At 59.6% G+C, this 15113-nt stretch carries 13 protein-coding genes and 1 pseudogene; 9 read left to right on the top strand and 5 right to left on the bottom strand.

The window, feature by feature from the left end; translation table 11 throughout:
- Nucleotides 1–9 precede the first annotated feature (9 nt).
- Both GGD57_RS04610 and GGD57_RS04605 read right to left on the bottom strand, forming a co-directional pair.
- Entirely contained in the window at nucleotides 10–318 is a 309-nt protein-coding gene (locus GGD57_RS04610) for an AzlD family protein (RefSeq protein ID WP_184467261.1), read from the bottom strand.
- A gap of 3 nt (nucleotides 319–321) precedes the next feature.
- A complete protein-coding gene (locus tag GGD57_RS04605; RefSeq protein ID WP_184467259.1) occupies nucleotides 322–1047 on the bottom strand; it encodes an AzlC family ABC transporter permease in 726 nt (241 codons plus the stop codon).
- 132 nt (nucleotides 1048–1179) lie between these two features.
- Between GGD57_RS04605 and GGD57_RS04600 the strand changes: the two genes are divergently transcribed.
- Together GGD57_RS04600 and GGD57_RS04595 are read left to right on the top strand one after the other, a co-directional pair.
- A complete protein-coding gene (locus GGD57_RS04600) occupies nucleotides 1180–1425 on the top strand; it encodes a DUF2164 domain-containing protein (protein ID WP_184467257.1) in 246 nt (81 codons plus the stop codon).
- Between the two features lie 91 nt (nucleotides 1426–1516).
- On the top strand, nucleotides 1517–3106 hold the full coding sequence (locus GGD57_RS04595) for a hypothetical protein (RefSeq protein WP_184467254.1): 1590 nt from the start codon (nucleotides 1517–1519) through the stop codon (nucleotides 3104–3106).
- A gap of 17 nt (nucleotides 3107–3123) precedes the next feature.
- Here the strand turns inward: GGD57_RS04595 and pncA are convergent, their stop codons facing one another.
- Entirely contained in the window at nucleotides 3124–3750 is a 627-nt protein-coding gene (gene pncA, locus GGD57_RS04590) for a bifunctional nicotinamidase/pyrazinamidase (RefSeq protein ID WP_184467252.1), read from the bottom strand.
- Nucleotides 3751–4066: 316 nt separating this feature from the next.
- Nucleotides 4067–4567, bottom strand: coding sequence for an EF-hand domain-containing protein (locus GGD57_RS04585; protein WP_184467250.1), 501 nt, complete (start codon nucleotides 4565–4567; stop codon nucleotides 4067–4069).
- Between the two features lie 399 nt (nucleotides 4568–4966).
- Between GGD57_RS04585 and GGD57_RS04580 the strand changes: the two genes are divergently transcribed.
- Nucleotides 4967–5314, top strand: coding sequence for a hypothetical protein (locus GGD57_RS04580; protein ID WP_126908041.1), 348 nt, complete (start codon nucleotides 4967–4969; stop codon nucleotides 5312–5314).
- 29 nt (nucleotides 5315–5343) lie between these two features.
- On the opposite strand, the gene GGD57_RS04575 is transcribed toward GGD57_RS04580, so the two are convergent.
- The gene (locus GGD57_RS04575) at nucleotides 5344–7836 is read right to left on the bottom strand and encodes an ATP-dependent helicase (RefSeq protein WP_184467248.1); all 2493 of its coding nucleotides are present in this window, start codon (nucleotides 7834–7836) and stop codon (nucleotides 5344–5346) included.
- Nucleotides 7837–8065: 229 nt separating this feature from the next.
- On the opposite strand from GGD57_RS04575, the gene GGD57_RS04570 reads away from it, so the two are divergent.
- The 6 genes and pseudogenes from GGD57_RS04570 to GGD57_RS04545 all read left to right on the top strand — a co-directional run bounded on the left by GGD57_RS04570 (nucleotide 8066) and on the right by GGD57_RS04545 (nucleotide 14985).
- A complete protein-coding gene (locus GGD57_RS04570) occupies nucleotides 8066–8542 on the top strand; it encodes a VOC family protein (protein WP_184467246.1) in 477 nt (158 codons plus the stop codon).
- Nucleotides 8543–8940: 398 nt separating this feature from the next.
- The gene (locus GGD57_RS04565) at nucleotides 8941–10884 is read left to right on the top strand and encodes a PrkA family serine protein kinase (RefSeq protein ID WP_184467244.1); all 1944 of its coding nucleotides are present in this window, start codon (nucleotides 8941–8943) and stop codon (nucleotides 10882–10884) included.
- Between the two features lie 12 nt (nucleotides 10885–10896).
- Nucleotides 10897–12171: a YeaH/YhbH family protein gene (locus GGD57_RS04560; protein WP_184467242.1), complete on the top strand. Its 1275-nt coding sequence runs from the start codon at nucleotides 10897–10899 to the stop codon at nucleotides 12169–12171.
- Complete coding sequence (locus GGD57_RS04555) at nucleotides 12168–13718, top strand: SpoVR family protein (RefSeq protein WP_184467240.1); 1551 nt, start codon at nucleotides 12168–12170, stop codon at nucleotides 13716–13718. Before GGD57_RS04560 ends, GGD57_RS04555 begins: the two co-directional genes overlap by 4 nt.
- Before the next feature lie 56 nt (nucleotides 13719–13774).
- Nucleotides 13775–13918 (top strand): annotated as a pseudogene (locus GGD57_RS04550) (PIN domain-containing protein); the annotation flags it as partial.
- Nucleotides 13919–14076: 158 nt separating this feature from the next.
- Nucleotides 14077–14985 (top strand): adenylate/guanylate cyclase domain-containing protein, encoded by a 909-nt coding sequence (locus GGD57_RS04545; RefSeq protein ID WP_184467238.1) that lies wholly within the window; start codon nucleotides 14077–14079, stop codon nucleotides 14983–14985.
- The last annotated feature ends 128 nt before the right edge of the window (nucleotides 14986–15113 follow it).

Genomic DNA, 15113 nt, shown 5'->3' with positions numbered 1-15113 from the left:
AATACTGGCTCAGAAGCCGCCGGCATGGCGCCAGATCATCACGACGATCCAAGCGGCAACCAGCATCCATGTATGACTGAAGCGCAGACCGACGAAGAGAGCGACGATCAGCGCCAGCTTCGATTCCCACCCGCCGATGAAGACGGCGGGTGCGACCAGCGTCGTCAGCACGGCGGCCGGCACGGCGTTCAGCGCCGCTTCCATGCGCGGCGGAATGTTCTTCATTCTGGTGATGAGGATATAGCCGCCGATGCGGGTGGCGAAGGTGGCGACCGCTGCGGCGAGGATGACGAGCGCCATGTGAAGATCGAATTCCATGGCTCAGACCTCGTGCATCTCGGATTGAAGGGCGTCGGCTTCGAGATCCAGCTCTTTCGGCGGCAGCAGGGCGGCGAGCACGATGCCGGCAGCAGCCCCCAGGCTGACATGCCAGGGCGAGCCGACATAGCGATAGGCGAGCACGGATGCCACGGCACTGACGAGCGCCACCGGCAGGAAATTGTCGCGCTTACGGAAGCCGAGGACGATGCCGAGGAAGTAGGCCGGCAGCAGGATATCGAGACCAATCGCCCTGGGGTCGCCGATGAATTTGCCGAGCATGCCGCCGGCGATGCTGATGAGAATCCAGGGAATGTAGATGATGATGCCGAAGCCGAAATACCAGGCAAAGGTCAACGGCCGGCCGCTTTCGCTGCGCTTCGCCGCTTCGGCAAATTGCGGATCGACGAGCAGGAAGAAGGTGAAGAACTTCTGCAGCGGCGTGAAATGGCCGATGTAGCGCGCCAAGGCCGCCGAATAGAGCACATGACGGAAATTGACGGCGAGGATCGATAGCACGATCAGCCAGGCATGAACATTGTGGCCGAAGAGCTCGATGCCGACCATCTGGCTGGCCCCGGCATAGACGGTGGCGCTCATGAAGGCGGCTTCTGCGAGCGACATGCCGTTTTCGACCGCCAGCGCCCCGAACAGCGCCCCAAAGGGCGCCGATGCCAGCGCAACGGCTGAGCCGCCCCGCAAACCTTCAACAAAGTCGGCGCGATTCATGTGGGTGATCCTGTTGGAAATTCAGGTTTTCCTTATGATCTAAGGCCCGCGGCGGCAATTGAATTTCGTTGATTGACCAATCGATTTCGCTGAAGCATCAACGTCCTGATCGCATCCGGCAAAGAGGCACGCATGAAGAAGATCGAATTTTCCAAAGAAGAAAAGGCTGAGCTCGTTTCGCGCATCCGCGCTTATTTCGACCGGGAACTCGATCCCATCGGCGCATTGCCGTCCGAATTCCTGCTCGATTTTTTCACCGAGGAGATCGGGCCGCACTTCTACAATCGAGGCTTAAGGGATGCCCAAGCCGCCTTGTTGGCGAGGATGGAAGACGTCGCCGAGGATATCGATCTTCTTGAGAGGGAGAAGAAAATCTAGCTCCCTAAAATCAACTCGGGCCTGCATTTAACGCCAAATTATTTCCGCGCCGATACGGTCGTCATGCTTTCGTCACTGGGGTGTGCGCTGCTTGGCCTTGATTGTGTCTACTATCGGTGAATCTCGATCCGCCAAGTTCGGCAAGGCGCTGATCTTTATGGCCTGGCTTGCGGTGGCGTCCGCGCTTTGCTGGTCCGAAACGGTCTGGCGTGACGAGGTTCGTGCATTGTCACTCGCCCTTCAGGGGGACAATTTCATCGATATGCTTCGCCAGATGCATGGCGAGGGTCATCCTGCTCTCTGGTATATCCTGCTGCGCGCCGGCTATGTCGTGGTCGGCTCACCTGTCGTCCTGAAGATCCTCGCGCTGACGATTGCGGCGGCTGCGGCTTATCTTCTTGTTTTCAGGCTGAAACTGCCGCCTTCCATCATGTTGCTGTCGTTGTGCAGCAGTTTTTCGATTTTCGACTATGCCGCGATGTCGCGAAATTATGGCATCAGCATGCTTGTCGTGTTCCTCATCGTGCTGAGTTGGGAGAAAGCGACACGCCACGGGTTATTGCTCGGTCTGTTGTTTGCCCTGCTGGCAAACACCAACGTCCATTCGGTCGTCCTCGTCGGTGGTTTCCTTGCCTATTGGTTTTTCGATTTGATTCTGGCGCGACCAAAGTCTTCCGTGACGGGATATCGGGCCTTGGCAACGGCCGCTGCCATCGCCGCGGTTGGAATTGTTCTATGTTTCCTGACGGTCTATCCGACCTTCAACGATACGGGGCAGAACGATCTCGCCGGCAAGAGTTTCGCTTTGCTTGCCCTTGGTGCTCTTGCCGCGCCCAGTTCGCATTTTATGGGGTTCTATCCCGACAGTATCCTTGGACTGATCGTGGCGTATCCGTTGGCTTACGGTATTTTCGCGACGTTGATGTCCGTGCTTGTCTACGGCAGTCTGTTGGCGCTGGCGAACCGGCCGCCGGCGATGATCGCAGCGGCACTGGTTCTTTTAGGGCTTTCGCTGCTTTTTACGCTGGTTTATCCCGGCGGATACAGACATCAGGCGCTCTGGCTGGTTTTCATGATCGCGATCACCGCCACTGCACACGTCCAGCGCGAAAAGGCGGGCGTTACCGGCGTGACGAATGCTGGCGGCATCGTAAAGTTGGGGCGTCTATGCTTCCTGATATTGTTGGCGCTACAGGTTGTGTCCGGTCTCGAGAAATTCAATCGGGCCTTCGTCGCCGAAATTCCCTTGAGCCGAAGCAAGGATTTCGGTGCGTTCATTCAATCGCGCCCCGATCTCAAGGATGCGATCATCATGGCCGATCCCGACTATCTCGTGGAAGCCTTGCCTTATTATATTTCCAATCGCACTTATCTGATGCGGGAGGAGCGGTTCGGCGCCATCGTGCGATATACCCGCAATGCGCGGCTTTCGCTCAGCCTGGCCGATGTTCTGCAGGCTGCACATCGATTGCAGCAAAGTGAGCACGTGCCCGTCGTTATTCTTCTTTCGCAGCGGCTTGATCGGGTTACCGCGCCCGTCGCAGTACATGAAAGCTATGTCTGGCAACTGTCCCTGACGCCGGAAGACATTTTGGCTTTCCAAGGTGCGACGACCCTGGTCAAGCGCTTGGGTCCTGTTGTCGGGAGCGATGAGACGTACGATGTCTACGTGCTGAAATAAGACCGCTTGTCAGCAGCCTATTCCCGCAACACGTCCATGCTGTCGATCACTGCGATGCCATGGGCGCGCATCTCCTCGATCGCGGCGGCAACACCTTCGGGCGAGATGCCGCGGCTGGCATCCTGGATGAAGCGGACGCGCACATGGGGCATCATTTCCAGCGCGTCGAGCGCAGAGAACTTGACGCAGTAATCGGTCGCGAGACCGCAGACGTCGAGATCGGTGATGCCCTGATCCTCGAGGAAGTCAGAAAGGCCGGTGGAGGCATCCCGGTCATTGTCGCGGAAGGCCGAATAGCTGTCGATCCGGGGATCTTCGCCCTTCTGCTGGATCAGGTCGATCTCTGCCGATTTGAGCGCGGGATGCAGTTCTGCATCGAGCGTGCCCTGGATACAGTGGTCCGGCCACATCATCTGCGGTTTGCCGGCGAGTTCGCCCATCTCGAAGGGAGCAGCGCCCTGGTGGGCGGAAGCGAAGCTGCCATGGCCCGGCGGATGCCAGTCCTGCGAGGCGACGATCAGGTCGTATTTGCCGCTGTCGATCAGGCTGTTTGCGATGGGGACCACTTTGTCGCCATCCGGCACCGGCAGATTGCCGCCCGGGCAGAAGCCGTTCTGAATGTCGACGAGCAGCAGCGCTTTCATCAAGGCCAATCCCTTCGCTTATTTCAGTGAGACGCCAAGCACATTGAGCGCATCAACTAGTGAATTTCCGGACGCGCACATGCAAGTGCTAATTCTGGTACTGGCGGTAGCAAACGGCTGAAAAAGCACATCCTAATGCAACCATTGGGTGATTTTGAGGCTGCTCTCGTGTCGGAATGGAGGGCAATGTTCGTATGGTGAGGGATCGCAGGCAGCGGCAAGCCGGCGACTGCCGCCACAGTCGGCTGCCTGACAAGGCGCTTTTCGCGGTATCGATGGGATCGAGGCTCCCCCGGCGGAGCCTCATCTCGGCCGGTTAGGCCGCGCTCACATCGTCGGTTGCCGTATCGGTCGCCGCGGCTGATGAGCCGTAGGTATTGTTGTAGGCCTGAAGGGCTGTCTGCATGTCGCCCAACACCTTGGTGAGCAGCGGATCGCTGTCGCCTGACGTTTTGATGCTGCTCGTATCGGCGGCGAGGAATTCGGACTCGGTCAATTTGCCGTCGCCGTTCGTATCCATCGAGGCGAAGACGCCCTTGGAAGAGTCGTCGCTCTGATCGCTGCCGTCGCTTTGATCGTCGCTGCCGTCGGTTTTCTGCATGGACAACATCAGCGAGAGGATGTCGGCGGTGATCTTCTTGACGATATCGCTGCTCTTGTCGTCGCTGTCGCCGGTCGAGGTCTTGCTCGCTGTCGAGGATTGGGAAGCGGCGGCGAGTTCGTCCGCCGAAATCACGCCGTCGCCATTTTTGTCGAGACTTGAAAGCGGAGACTGGTATTGGGTTAATGTGCTGCCGAGAGATGAAACACTGGTCACTTGAACCTCCTTCAAAAAGTTCGTCGTGAAGCCCGCCTTTCATGGACGGACAGTCTTCGGGCTAAGCTGATTTGCGGAAAGCGTCAAAGCGACGTTTTGACAGGGGAGAAGTGCGATTGACGAGGCCGGGCGACGCACGTTAACCTTCCGGTTACCAAAATTTTTTCATTGAAAATATTAGATTTTTTGGCTGTCTCCGTGTTCGCGGCCGTGCAAATTCATGCCTTTTCTCGGCTGAGATCGTGCCGGCGCCGCGGGTGGGACGAGCGATGGAGGATGCAGCCTGTCTTGTGCGGCTGCGGCATTTCGTCCGCCTTCTCAGCGGGCAATGCCGGATCGATCTTGCTCGCCGCCTCGATTTCTGCCTTTCTTGCGCAAAAGCAAGTCGGAACCGAAGCCATGTCCGAGCCTGGGCCAGACGAAAAGATCGATGCGACGTTCCGCAACGGATCGCTGACGGCGACCGGGATCATCCTCGGTTTCTCCCTCAACTTCATCAGTCTCTGGGTGTCCAATCCCAATGACTGGAGCCGTGTCGATCTGCTGCCGATGGCGTTCCTGACAGTCGGTATCGCCATTCAGGTGAAGGTTTTTGCCGACCTCTTGGCGCGCGACTCGCTGCTTGCGCTCAAATATGACAAGGCTCGGCGGCTCTTCCTGATCGGCTTGTCGATCGTTGCTGTCGGCATGGGGATTGCCCTGATCAACGATATTCTCGGGCTCGGAAGCATGCGGATGCTCGGCTGAAGAGGCGGGCGCCGCGCCGGCCTTGATAATCAGACGCGCTCGACGAACCCGTCCAGCACCCGCTTCTGGCCCGCGCGATCGAATTCGATCGTGAGCTTATTGCCTTCGATGCCGGTGATGTTGCCGTTGCCGAATTTCATGTGGAATACGCGGTCGCCGAGGGTGAACTTTGACGGTTCCGATGACGTCGATTTCGCCACCAACTCGCCGTCGATCGTGCGTCCCTTCGGGCCGCTTTCGCCATAACCGATGCGTTCGACGGCATGGCCGGAGCGGCTGCCCCAGTTGTCGCGGGTGGCGTCGTTCTTGTTGGCCTGGGCGCGTTTCCAGCCGGGAGTGGAATAGGAGTTGGCGAAGGGCTCGGCCTTGTCGAAGCGCGACTGGCCGTAGCCGCCGCGGCCGTAACCGCCGTAGCTCTGCTCCATCTCGGCGACCTCGACATGGGTTTCCGGCAGTTCGTCGAGGAAGCGCGAGGGCAGGGTCGATTGCCAGAGGCCGTGGATGCGGCGGTTGGAAACGAACCAGATGTGGCAGCGGCGTTTGGCGCGGGTGATGCCGACATAGGCGAGGCGGCGTTCCTCCTCCAGGCCGGCGCGGCCGCTCTCATCGAGCGAGCGCTGGTGCGGGAACAGGCCTTCTTCCCAGCCCGGCAGGAAAACGGTGTCGAATTCCAGGCCTTTGGCCGAATGTAGCGTCATGATCGAGACGGCGTCGAGGTTCTCGTTGGTCTCGGCATCCATCACAAGGGAAACGTGCTCGAGGAAGCCGCGCATCGACTCGAAGCTTTCCATCGAGCGGATGAGTTCCTTGAGGTTTTCGAGGCGGCCGGGGGCCTCGGCGCTCTTGTCGTTCTTCCACATGTCGGTATAGCCGGACTCTTCGAGGATTTGCTCGGCAAGTTCGGTATGCGGTGTGTTTTCAAGCAGTTCCTGCCATCGGCGGAAAGATTGAATCACGTCGAAGAGGGCTTTTCGCGCCTTCGGCTTCAGCTCGTCCGTCTCGATGATGTCGGCGGCCGCCGCCAGCATCGGAATGTCGCGGGCGCGGGCATAGTCGTGCAGTGCCCGCACCGTGGTATCGCCGAGACCGCGCTTCGGCGTGTTGATGATGCGCTCGAAGGCGAGGTCGTCGGCCGGCTGCGCCACCAGGCGGAAGTAGGCCAGCGCATCGCGGATTTCGAGGCGCTCGTAGAAGCGCGGACCGCCGATGACGCGGTAATTGAGGCCGAGGGTGACGAAGCGGTCTTCGAATTCGCGCATCTGGAAGGAGGCGCGCACCAGGATCGCCATGTCGTTCAGCAGATGTTTGTTGCGCTGGAGCTGTTCGATCTCCTCGCCGATGGCGCGGGCTTCCTCTTCCGAATCCCAGGAGGCGTGGACCTGGACCTTGACGTCGTCGGGATCGGCGCGGTCGGTGAACAACGTCTTGCCCAGGCGGCCCTCATTGTGGGCGATCAGATGGGCGGCCGCGCCGAGGATATGTTCGGTCGAGCGGTAGTTGCGCTCCAGCTTGATGACCTTGGCGCCGGGGAAATCCTTCTCGAAGCGCAGGATATTGTCGACCTCTGCGCCGCGCCAGCCATAGATCGACTGGTCGTCGTCACCGACGCAGCAGACATTCTGCGGCTCGCCCTTGGCCCGCTGGGCCAGAAGCCGCAGCCACATATATTGGGCGGTGTTGGTGTCCTGATACTCGTCGACGAGGATATAGCGGAAGCGGCCGTGATATTCCTTCAAGAGATCCGGGTTCTTGCGGAAGATCGCGATCGGATGCATCAGCAGGTCGCCGAAATCGCAGGCGTTCAGCGTCGTCAGACGCGCCTGATAGGCGAAATAGAGATCGCGGCCACGGCCATTGGCAAAGGCGCGGGCATCGCCCTCGGGAATATCGGCGGGGCCGAGGCCCTTGTTCTTCCAGGTGTCGATCATGCCGGCGAACTGCTTGGCCGGCCAGCGCTTGTCGTCGAGGCCTTCGGCCTGGATCAGCTGCTTGATCAGGCGCACGACGTCGTCGGTGTCGAGAATGGTGAAGCCGGAGCTGAGGCCGACGAGCTCGCCGTGGCGGCGCAGAAGCTTGACGCCGATCGAGTGGAAGGTGCCGAGCCAGGGCATGCCTTCGACGGCGCCGCCGACGAGCAGCGCGATGCGCTCCTTCATCTCGCGGGCCGCCTTGTTGGTGAAGGTGACGGCGAGGATCTGCGAGGGGAAGGCGCGGCCGGTGTTGAGGATATGGGCGATGCGGGTGGTCAGCACGCGCGTCTTGCCGGTGCCGGCGCCGGCGAGCACGAGGACCGGGCCTTCCAGCGTTTCGACGGCTTCGGTCTGCTCCGGGTTCAGCCCGGCGAGATAATCCGGCCGCTTGCCGCCGTCGCGGGCGGCCATGGCGCGGGCGGCGATGCCTCCTGCTGCTATGCTTCCCGTCGCAGGCGCCTTTCCCGACGGCGCCTGGGGAGGCTGCTGCTTGCGCGCCATCTCGCCCGGCTCTTCGTCGAAGAAGGGGATATCGTCGAAACTATTGCTCATGGCGCGTAATGTAGTGATTCGGGATGGAAAGACCAGAAAAGATGTTCTGCTTTCATTCCCGAACCGCCGCTATCCCAAGGGGTTTCCAGGCGCGGAAAGCGCGGCTGCGACCTCCCTCCAGCGGAGGCGGCCGAAAAATCCTGATGCAGCCTGTCGGAACCGATCCGGGGCGGCCGTCCTTGGAGCATCGGACAACAGTCCGGATCAACCGTCAACAAGGAGGCTGTTCATGCCGAAGGTCGTTTCGAATCTCTGGTTTGCAGAGGAAGCCCGCGAGGCCGTCGAATTCTACGTGTCGATCATTCCGAATTCCACGATCGGCCGCACCACCATATTGCCGGCGGAAACGCCGAGCGGGCCTCCCGGCAGCGTCGAGCTTATCGAGTTCACGCTTGGCGACCAGGCCTTCCTGGCGATGAAGGCCGGTCCGCTCGACAGTTTCAACCATTCCTTCTCGATCGCGATCCTGCTGGAGAGCCAGGCCGAGATCGATCGGGTCTGGGATGCCTTTCTCGCCAATGGCGGCACGCCGGAGGCCTGCGGCTGGCTGAAGGATCGCTGGGGTCTTTCCTGGCAGATCGTGCCGCGTGTTCTTTCCGAGATGATCGCCGACAACGACCGCGAGCGGGCGAAGCGCGTAACCGAGGTGATGCTCGGCATGGTCAAGATCGATATCGCTGCGCTGGAAAAGGCGTTCGGCGGCTGAATTATCTCGGTGGGCGCATGATTCGGCGGCGGGAATGCGCCCGCTTCCACCTGCCTGGGGCGCACTGGCACGTGCTGTCCAGCATCGACTTTGCGCAGATCTGGCTGCCAATCGTCGATTTTTCGAGAGTTCGAATCACGGGCGACATTGCACACCCTTTTCATCTTTCTGTCACGTCGCGAAATGTGCTGATATCGCGAAGGCACCCTTCTCAACTACAATAATGAACAGTTTCGTAGAGTTCAAAAAAGAACCGGTGCACGCACACTTTTGTGCATTGCTAGAAACAGCCGGTGGGCGTCGAATATATCTGCGAAATTATTGATTCTTAGGAACGCCGTGACCATCTCGATGGTTATACGGCTTAGAGCCTGCGGCATAACCTTAATGGAGGTACCATGCTGAGTGAATCCGTATTCGATGCGTTTACGCGCAGTTACGAAGCGCGCCGCGAAACCGATATGTCGGTGCAGGAGTATCTCGATCTCTGCAAAAAGGACCCGATCGCCTATGCCAATGCCACGGAGCGCCTGCTCGCCGCGATAGGTGAGCCGCAGATGGTCGACACTTCAAGGGATGCGCGCCTCGGCCGCATTTTCATGAACAGGACCATCCGCATCTACCCGGCCTTTGCCGGCTTCCATGGCATGGAAGAGACGATCGAACGCATCGTGTCGTTCTTCCGGCATGCCGCGCAGGGGTTGGAGGAGCGCAAGCAGATCCTCTATCTGCTCGGCCCGGTCGGCGGCGGCAAGTCGTCCTTGGCGGAGCGGCTGAAGCTCTTGATGGAAGTTCATCCGATCTATGTGCTGAAGGCAGGTGACGAGATCAGCCCTGTTTTCGAAAGTCCGCTCAATCTCTTCGATCCGGAGACGATGGGATCGTTGCTCCAGGAGCAGTACGGCATCCCACTGCGGCGCCTGAACGGGCTGATGAGCCCGTGGTGCCTGAAGCGGCTCGACGATTTCGGCGGCGATATTTCCCGCTTCCGCGTCGTCAGAGTTCAGCCTTCGCGGTTGCGCCAGATCGCCATCGCCAAGACCGAGCCCGGTGACGAGAACAATCAGGATATCTCCTCGCTGGTCGGCAAGGTCGACATCCGCAAGCTGGAGACCTATTCGCAGAACGATCCCGATGCCTACAGCTATTCGGGTGGGCTCAACCGCGCCAATCAGGGCATCCTCGAATTCGTCGAGATGTTCAAGGCGCCGATCAAGATGCTGCATCCGCTGCTGACGGCGACGCAGGAGGGCAACTATATCGGCTCCGAGAATATCGGCGCGATACCCTTCTCCGGCATCGTGCTGGCGCATTCGAACGAAGCGGAATGGCAGACCTTCAAGGCCAACAAGAACAATGAGGCCTTCATCGACCGCATCTGCGTGATCAAGGTGCCCTATTGCCTGCGCGTGATGGAAGAGCAGAAGATCTACGAGAAACTGATCGAGGGATCTGAACTCGCCGATGCGCCATGCGCCCCGGCAACGCTCGAAATGCTTGCCCGTTTTTCCGTGCTGTCACGCCTGCGCAAACACGAAAACTCGACGTTCTTCTCGAAGATGCGCACCTATGACGGCGAGAGCCTCAAGGAAACCGACCCGCGCGCCCGCAGCGTTCAGGAATACCGCGATGCTGCCGGCATCGATGAGGGTATGGACGGAATCTCGACCCGTTTCGCCTTCAAGGTGCTTGCCTCCACCTTCAACCACGACACGACAGACATCGGCGCCGATCCGGTTCACCTGATGTATGTGCTGGAGCAGTCGATCCGCCGCGAGCAGTTTTCCGACGACGTCGAGAAGCGCTATATGGAGTTCATCAAGGCCGATCTTGCACCGCGTTACGCAGAGTTCATTGGCAATGAGATCCAGAAGGCCTATCTTGAATCCTATGCGGACTACGGACAGAACCTGTTCGACCGCTACGTGGATTATGCCGATGCCTGGATCGAAGATGTGGACTTCAAGGATCCCGATACCGGCCAGCTTCTCGACCGTGAGCTCCTCAATCAGGAACTGACGAAAATCGAAAAGCCCGCTGGCATCGCCAATCCGAAGGATTTCCGCAACGAAATCGTCAAGTTCTGCTTGAGATCGCGGGCAGCCAACGGCGGAAAGAATCCGTCATGGACCAGTTACGAGAAAATTCGGGAAGTCATCGAAAAGCGAATGTTCTCGCAGGTCGAAGATCTCTTGCCGGTCATTTCCTTCGGATCGAAGAAGGATTCCGAAACGGAAAAGAAGCACAGCGAATTCGTCTCGCGCATGGCCGCGCGGGGTTACACCGAGAGGCAGGTTCGACGCCTTGTGGAATGGTACATGCGCGTCAAACAGGCAAGTTAATGCGGAGCCATTATGCACATTGTCGACCGGCGGTTAAATCCGCGCGGTAAAAGTCTGGAAAATCGGCAGCGGTTCCTTCGACGCATGAAGGGCGCCGTGCAGCAGGCGGTGAAACGCTCTCTGCAAAACCGCAACATCCGCGACGTGCTCGACGGCGGGGAGATCAGCCTGCCGATCGACGGAATGGCCGAACCGAATTTGCGCCGGGGCGGCGGCGGTATCCGCGATCATGTCCTGCCTGGAAACAGGGCCTTCGTCGAGGGTGACATCCTTCCGCGCCCGCCGGGGAGCCGGGGCGGAAAACCCAAGGATGCAGGCGAGGGCGACGGCGAGGACGGCTTCCGTTTCGTGCTGACGCGAGAAGAATTCCTCGACGTGTTTCTCGACGATCTGGAACTGCCGGACCTTGCCAAACGGCGCCTGGCCGAAACCGAGGAGGAAACGCCGTTCCGGGCCGGCTATTCCGTGTCTGGATCGCCGTCCAATATCGCGGTCGGTCGCACGACGAGGCTCGCGATGATGCGCCGTGTCGCGCTTCATCGTCCGCGCCGCGAAGAGATCGAAGCCCTGCAGCGGCAGATCGAGGAATGCGAGGACGACGAGAGCCGCGTGGCACTTGAGGCGAAACTCAAGACCCTGACGGATAAAAGCCGGCGCATTCCCTATATCGATCCGCTCGACGTCAGATATCGCCGCTTTGAAAACGAGCCGAAGCCTGTGGCAAAGGCGGTGATGTTCTGCCTGATGGACGTGTCCGGCTCCATGTCGGAACACATGAAGGACCTGGCGAAGCGGTTCTACCTGCTGCTCTATCTCTTCCTGTCGAAGCGCTACAAGAAAGTGGAGATCGTCTTCATCCGCCATACCGACAGGGCCGAGGAGGTCGACGAGGAAACCTTCTTTTACGGTCCGGCGACGGGCGGCACGCTGGTATCCAGCGCGCTGGCGGCGATGCGGGCGATCATCGCGGCGCGCTTCGATCCGGCGGAGTGGAACATCTACGGCGCCCAGGCCTCGGACGGCGACAACGCCCATTCGGACGGAAACCTCACCGGCCAGCTGGTGCGCGAGATTTTGCCGCTCTGCCAGTATTTCGCCTATATCGAGGTCGGGGAAGAAGGCGGCGACTCCTCGATATCCCGTTCGCCTCTCTGGATGCTCTATGACGGGATCCGCTCCGAACTGCTGCCGCTCTCAATGCGCAAGGTCTGCCGGCGAAACGAGATATTTCCGGTTTTCCACGATCTCTTCCAGAAACGTGACGCGCAATCGAAGGTAACGCCATGACCACGATGCTGAGGTCGAAAGAGCTGCTTCTGTTCGAAGGTGCCGATTGGGATTTTTCAACGCTGCAGCGGATCCACGATGCCTGCGAGTCAATCGCGCTCGGCGAACTCGGCCTCGACGTCTATCCGAACCAGATCGAAGTCATCACTTCAGAGCAGATGCTGGATGCCTATTCCTCGACCGGCATGCCGCTCTTCTACCGCCATTGGTCCTTCGGCAAGCACTTTGCCCATCATGAGGCCTTCTACCGCCGCGGCATGCGCGACCTTGCCTATGAGATCGTCATCAACAGCTCTCCTTGCATCTCCTATCTGATGGAGGAAAACACGGCGACGATGCAGACGCTCGTCATCGCGCATGCGGCTTTCGGCCATAACCACTTTTTCAAGAACAACTATCTCTTCAAGCTCTGGACCGATGCGGAAGGCATCCTCGACTACCTCGATTTCGCCAAGGGCTATATCTCCCGTTGCGAGGAACGCTACGGAGAGGTGGCCGTCGAGCGCACGCTCGACGCGGCGCATGCGCTGATGTCGCACGGGGTGCACCGATATGCCGGCAAGAACACTCTCGACCTCCGCCAGGAGGAGAAGCGGCTGCAGGAGCGCCGGGCCCACGAAGAACAGATGTTCAACGATCTGTGGCGCACGGTTCCCGTCGGCAAGGCCAAGAAGGCGGGCGACATCGGCTTGGAAAAGCGTCGCGCCGCCCTCGGCCTTCCGCAGGACAACATCCTTTATTTTCTCGAGAAGACGGCGCCGCGGCTGCAGCCATGGCAGCGCGAGATCCTTCGCATCGTCCGCCATGTCGCCCAATATTTCCATCCCCAGCGGCAGACCAAGGTGATGAACGAGGGAACCGCCACTTTTGTCCATTACCAGATCATGAACCGGCTGCACGAACGCGGGCAGATCAGCGATGGAAACATCCTCGAATTTCTGAAGTCGCATGCCAATGTGGTGTTCCAGCCGAATTACGACGACCGGCGGTTCTCGGGCTTCAATCCCTACGCGCTCGGTTTTGCGATGATGCAGGACATCGAGAGGATCGTGACGAAACCGACGGAAGAGGATCGTGCATGGTTTCCCGACATCGCGGGACGCGGCGATGCGATGGGTGTCCTGCGCGATATCTGGGCCAATTACCGCGACGAAAGTTTCATCAGCCAGTTCCTGAGCCCGAACCTGATACGGCAGTTGCGGCTGTTCCATCTCTATGACGATCCGGAACAGGCCGAGGGGGTGCTCGTTTCGGCAATCCACAACGAGCGCGGTTATCTGCGTATTCGCCGCCAGCTCTCGCGCGAATACGATATCGGCTGGACCGATCCGGCCATCGATATCGTCGATGTCGATCTCGCCGGCGACCGGCGTCTGCTGCTGCAGCACATCGTCATGAATGGCTGCTATCTCCAGGAGGACGATACGAAACTCGTCCTGCAACATCTCGCCGATCTCTGGGGCTATGACGTCTTGCTACAGGAAATCGACGGTTCGAACACTGTGGGAAGGGAACACACGGCGAGCCCGCGCAAGATCGTTCAGTGAGAGCGTTTTCTCTTGAGCCTGATTTGGAAGGCTCTGAAGCCGATGGTGAGTCGGTGAAGGGCACGATTCTGGCACCTCTGGACATGATGATTGCCGCTCATGCCGTCACGACCGCGGCAACCCTCGTCACGCGCGACAAGGTTTTTGCCCGCATGTCGGGGGCTTTGAGGGTCGACGACTGGGCGAGCGAAAGACGCTGAACCGGTACGCTCGGAAATGATCGATCGGCAATTATCGATAGCAACAAAGGCAAAGCCTTCGTAATCTGCGACCGCTGTGATCGCTCTGCCGATTTACTCAACCAGGTTCGGCCTTTGCAGCGATCTTTCCGGGATGGATAGCGCGGAGACGAAAGACCATGGGTGAAACGCGGCGCAAGCTGACGACGATCTTCTGTGCTGACGTGCAGGACTATACCCGGCTGATGGGGGCTGACGAGGAGGGGACGCTTGCGGCGCTGAAGCGCTGCAGGGAGGCGATGGGGCGCCTGATCGAAAGCCATGGCGGCCGCGTCATCAATACCTGGGGCGACGGGCTGATCGCCGATTTCCCGAGCGTGGTCGAAGCAGTGCGCGCGGCTGTCGATACCCAAAACGAACTTGCCGGCTTCAATGCCCGCCGCCCGTCCGACGGACGCATGCTGTTCCGCATCGGCATCAATCTCGGCGATGTGATCGTCGAAGGCGACGACATCTATGGCGACGGCGTCAACATCGCCGCGCGGCTGCAGGCTTCTGCTGCGGCCGGCGGCATCGTCATATCCAGTACCGTCTACGATCAGGTTCGCAACAAGGTCGCTGTCGGTTTCGAGTTTCTCGGGCCGCTGATGGTGAAGAACGTCGATGAAGGCGTGCCGAGCTATGCGGTGAGGATCGGCAATGCCAGGGACGAAACGCCGCCTGCCGAACGGTCAGCCTCCGCACGGCCCCAGCCGGTGGCTGAAATCGCCGAGGGAAGACCGGTGCCTGGCAGGCGCAGGCTGTTCGGTGTGCTCGGCGTCATCGCGGCCGTCCTGATCGCCATCAATCTTTTATCGTGGCAGGGCGTGTTCTGGGCGCGCTTTCCGGTGCTTGCGCTCGCCGTCGTCGCGGCGCTCGCCTGGAATCGCGACCAGACCCGGTTCAACCGCAAGATCACCTCGCTGGCGATCGTGGCGCTCGGTATTGTCGGCATCAACCTCTTCACCTGGACGGGGAAGTTCTGGGCCGTGTGGCCTATATTGGGGATTGCGGCCGTCATGGGCGTGCGATGGTCGATGCGTCGATAGGCATCCATCCGATATTGGTAGAGATTTCGTGCGGCATCCCGCCCGATAATCGGCGGTGTCCAAGACATGGCGAGGGTTCGTTCAAGCAAAAGTGAGCGGCCGGATTATTTCCATTCTTTGTTGATATT

Source organism: Rhizobium esperanzae (genome assembly GCF_014197615.1).
Lineage (GTDB): Bacteria > Pseudomonadota > Alphaproteobacteria > Rhizobiales > Rhizobiaceae > Rhizobium > Rhizobium esperanzae_A.
The sequence above is the reverse complement of the archived record's forward strand: the minus strand, read 5'-3'. Positions and strand labels throughout refer to the sequence as shown.

Coding starts and splice junctions, on each gene's coding strand:
- GGD57_RS04610 (WP_184467261.1), bottom strand. CDS start 318: ATGGAATTCGATCTTCACATGGCGCTCGTCATCCTCGCCGCAGCGGTC.
- GGD57_RS04605 (WP_184467259.1), bottom strand. CDS start 1,047: ATGAATCGCGCCGACTTTGTTGAAGGTTTGCGGGGCGGCTCAGCCGTT.
- GGD57_RS04600 (WP_184467257.1), top strand. CDS start 1,180: ATGAAGAAGATCGAATTTTCCAAAGAAGAAAAGGCTGAGCTCGTTTCG.
- pncA (WP_184467252.1), bottom strand. CDS start 3,750: ATGAAAGCGCTGCTGCTCGTCGACATTCAGAACGGCTTCTGCCCGGGC.
- GGD57_RS04580 (WP_126908041.1), top strand. CDS start 4,967: ATGTCCGAGCCTGGGCCAGACGAAAAGATCGATGCGACGTTCCGCAAC.
- GGD57_RS04575 (WP_184467248.1), bottom strand. CDS start 7,836: ATGAGCAATAGTTTCGACGATATCCCCTTCTTCGACGAAGAGCCGGGC.
- GGD57_RS04570 (WP_184467246.1), top strand. CDS start 8,066: ATGCCGAAGGTCGTTTCGAATCTCTGGTTTGCAGAGGAAGCCCGCGAG.
- GGD57_RS04565 (WP_184467244.1), top strand. CDS start 8,941: ATGCTGAGTGAATCCGTATTCGATGCGTTTACGCGCAGTTACGAAGCG.
- GGD57_RS04560 (WP_184467242.1), top strand. CDS start 10,897: ATGCACATTGTCGACCGGCGGTTAAATCCGCGCGGTAAAAGTCTGGAA.
- GGD57_RS04555 (WP_184467240.1), top strand. CDS start 12,168: ATGACCACGATGCTGAGGTCGAAAGAGCTGCTTCTGTTCGAAGGTGCC.
- GGD57_RS04545 (WP_184467238.1), top strand. CDS start 14,077: ATGGGTGAAACGCGGCGCAAGCTGACGACGATCTTCTGTGCTGACGTG.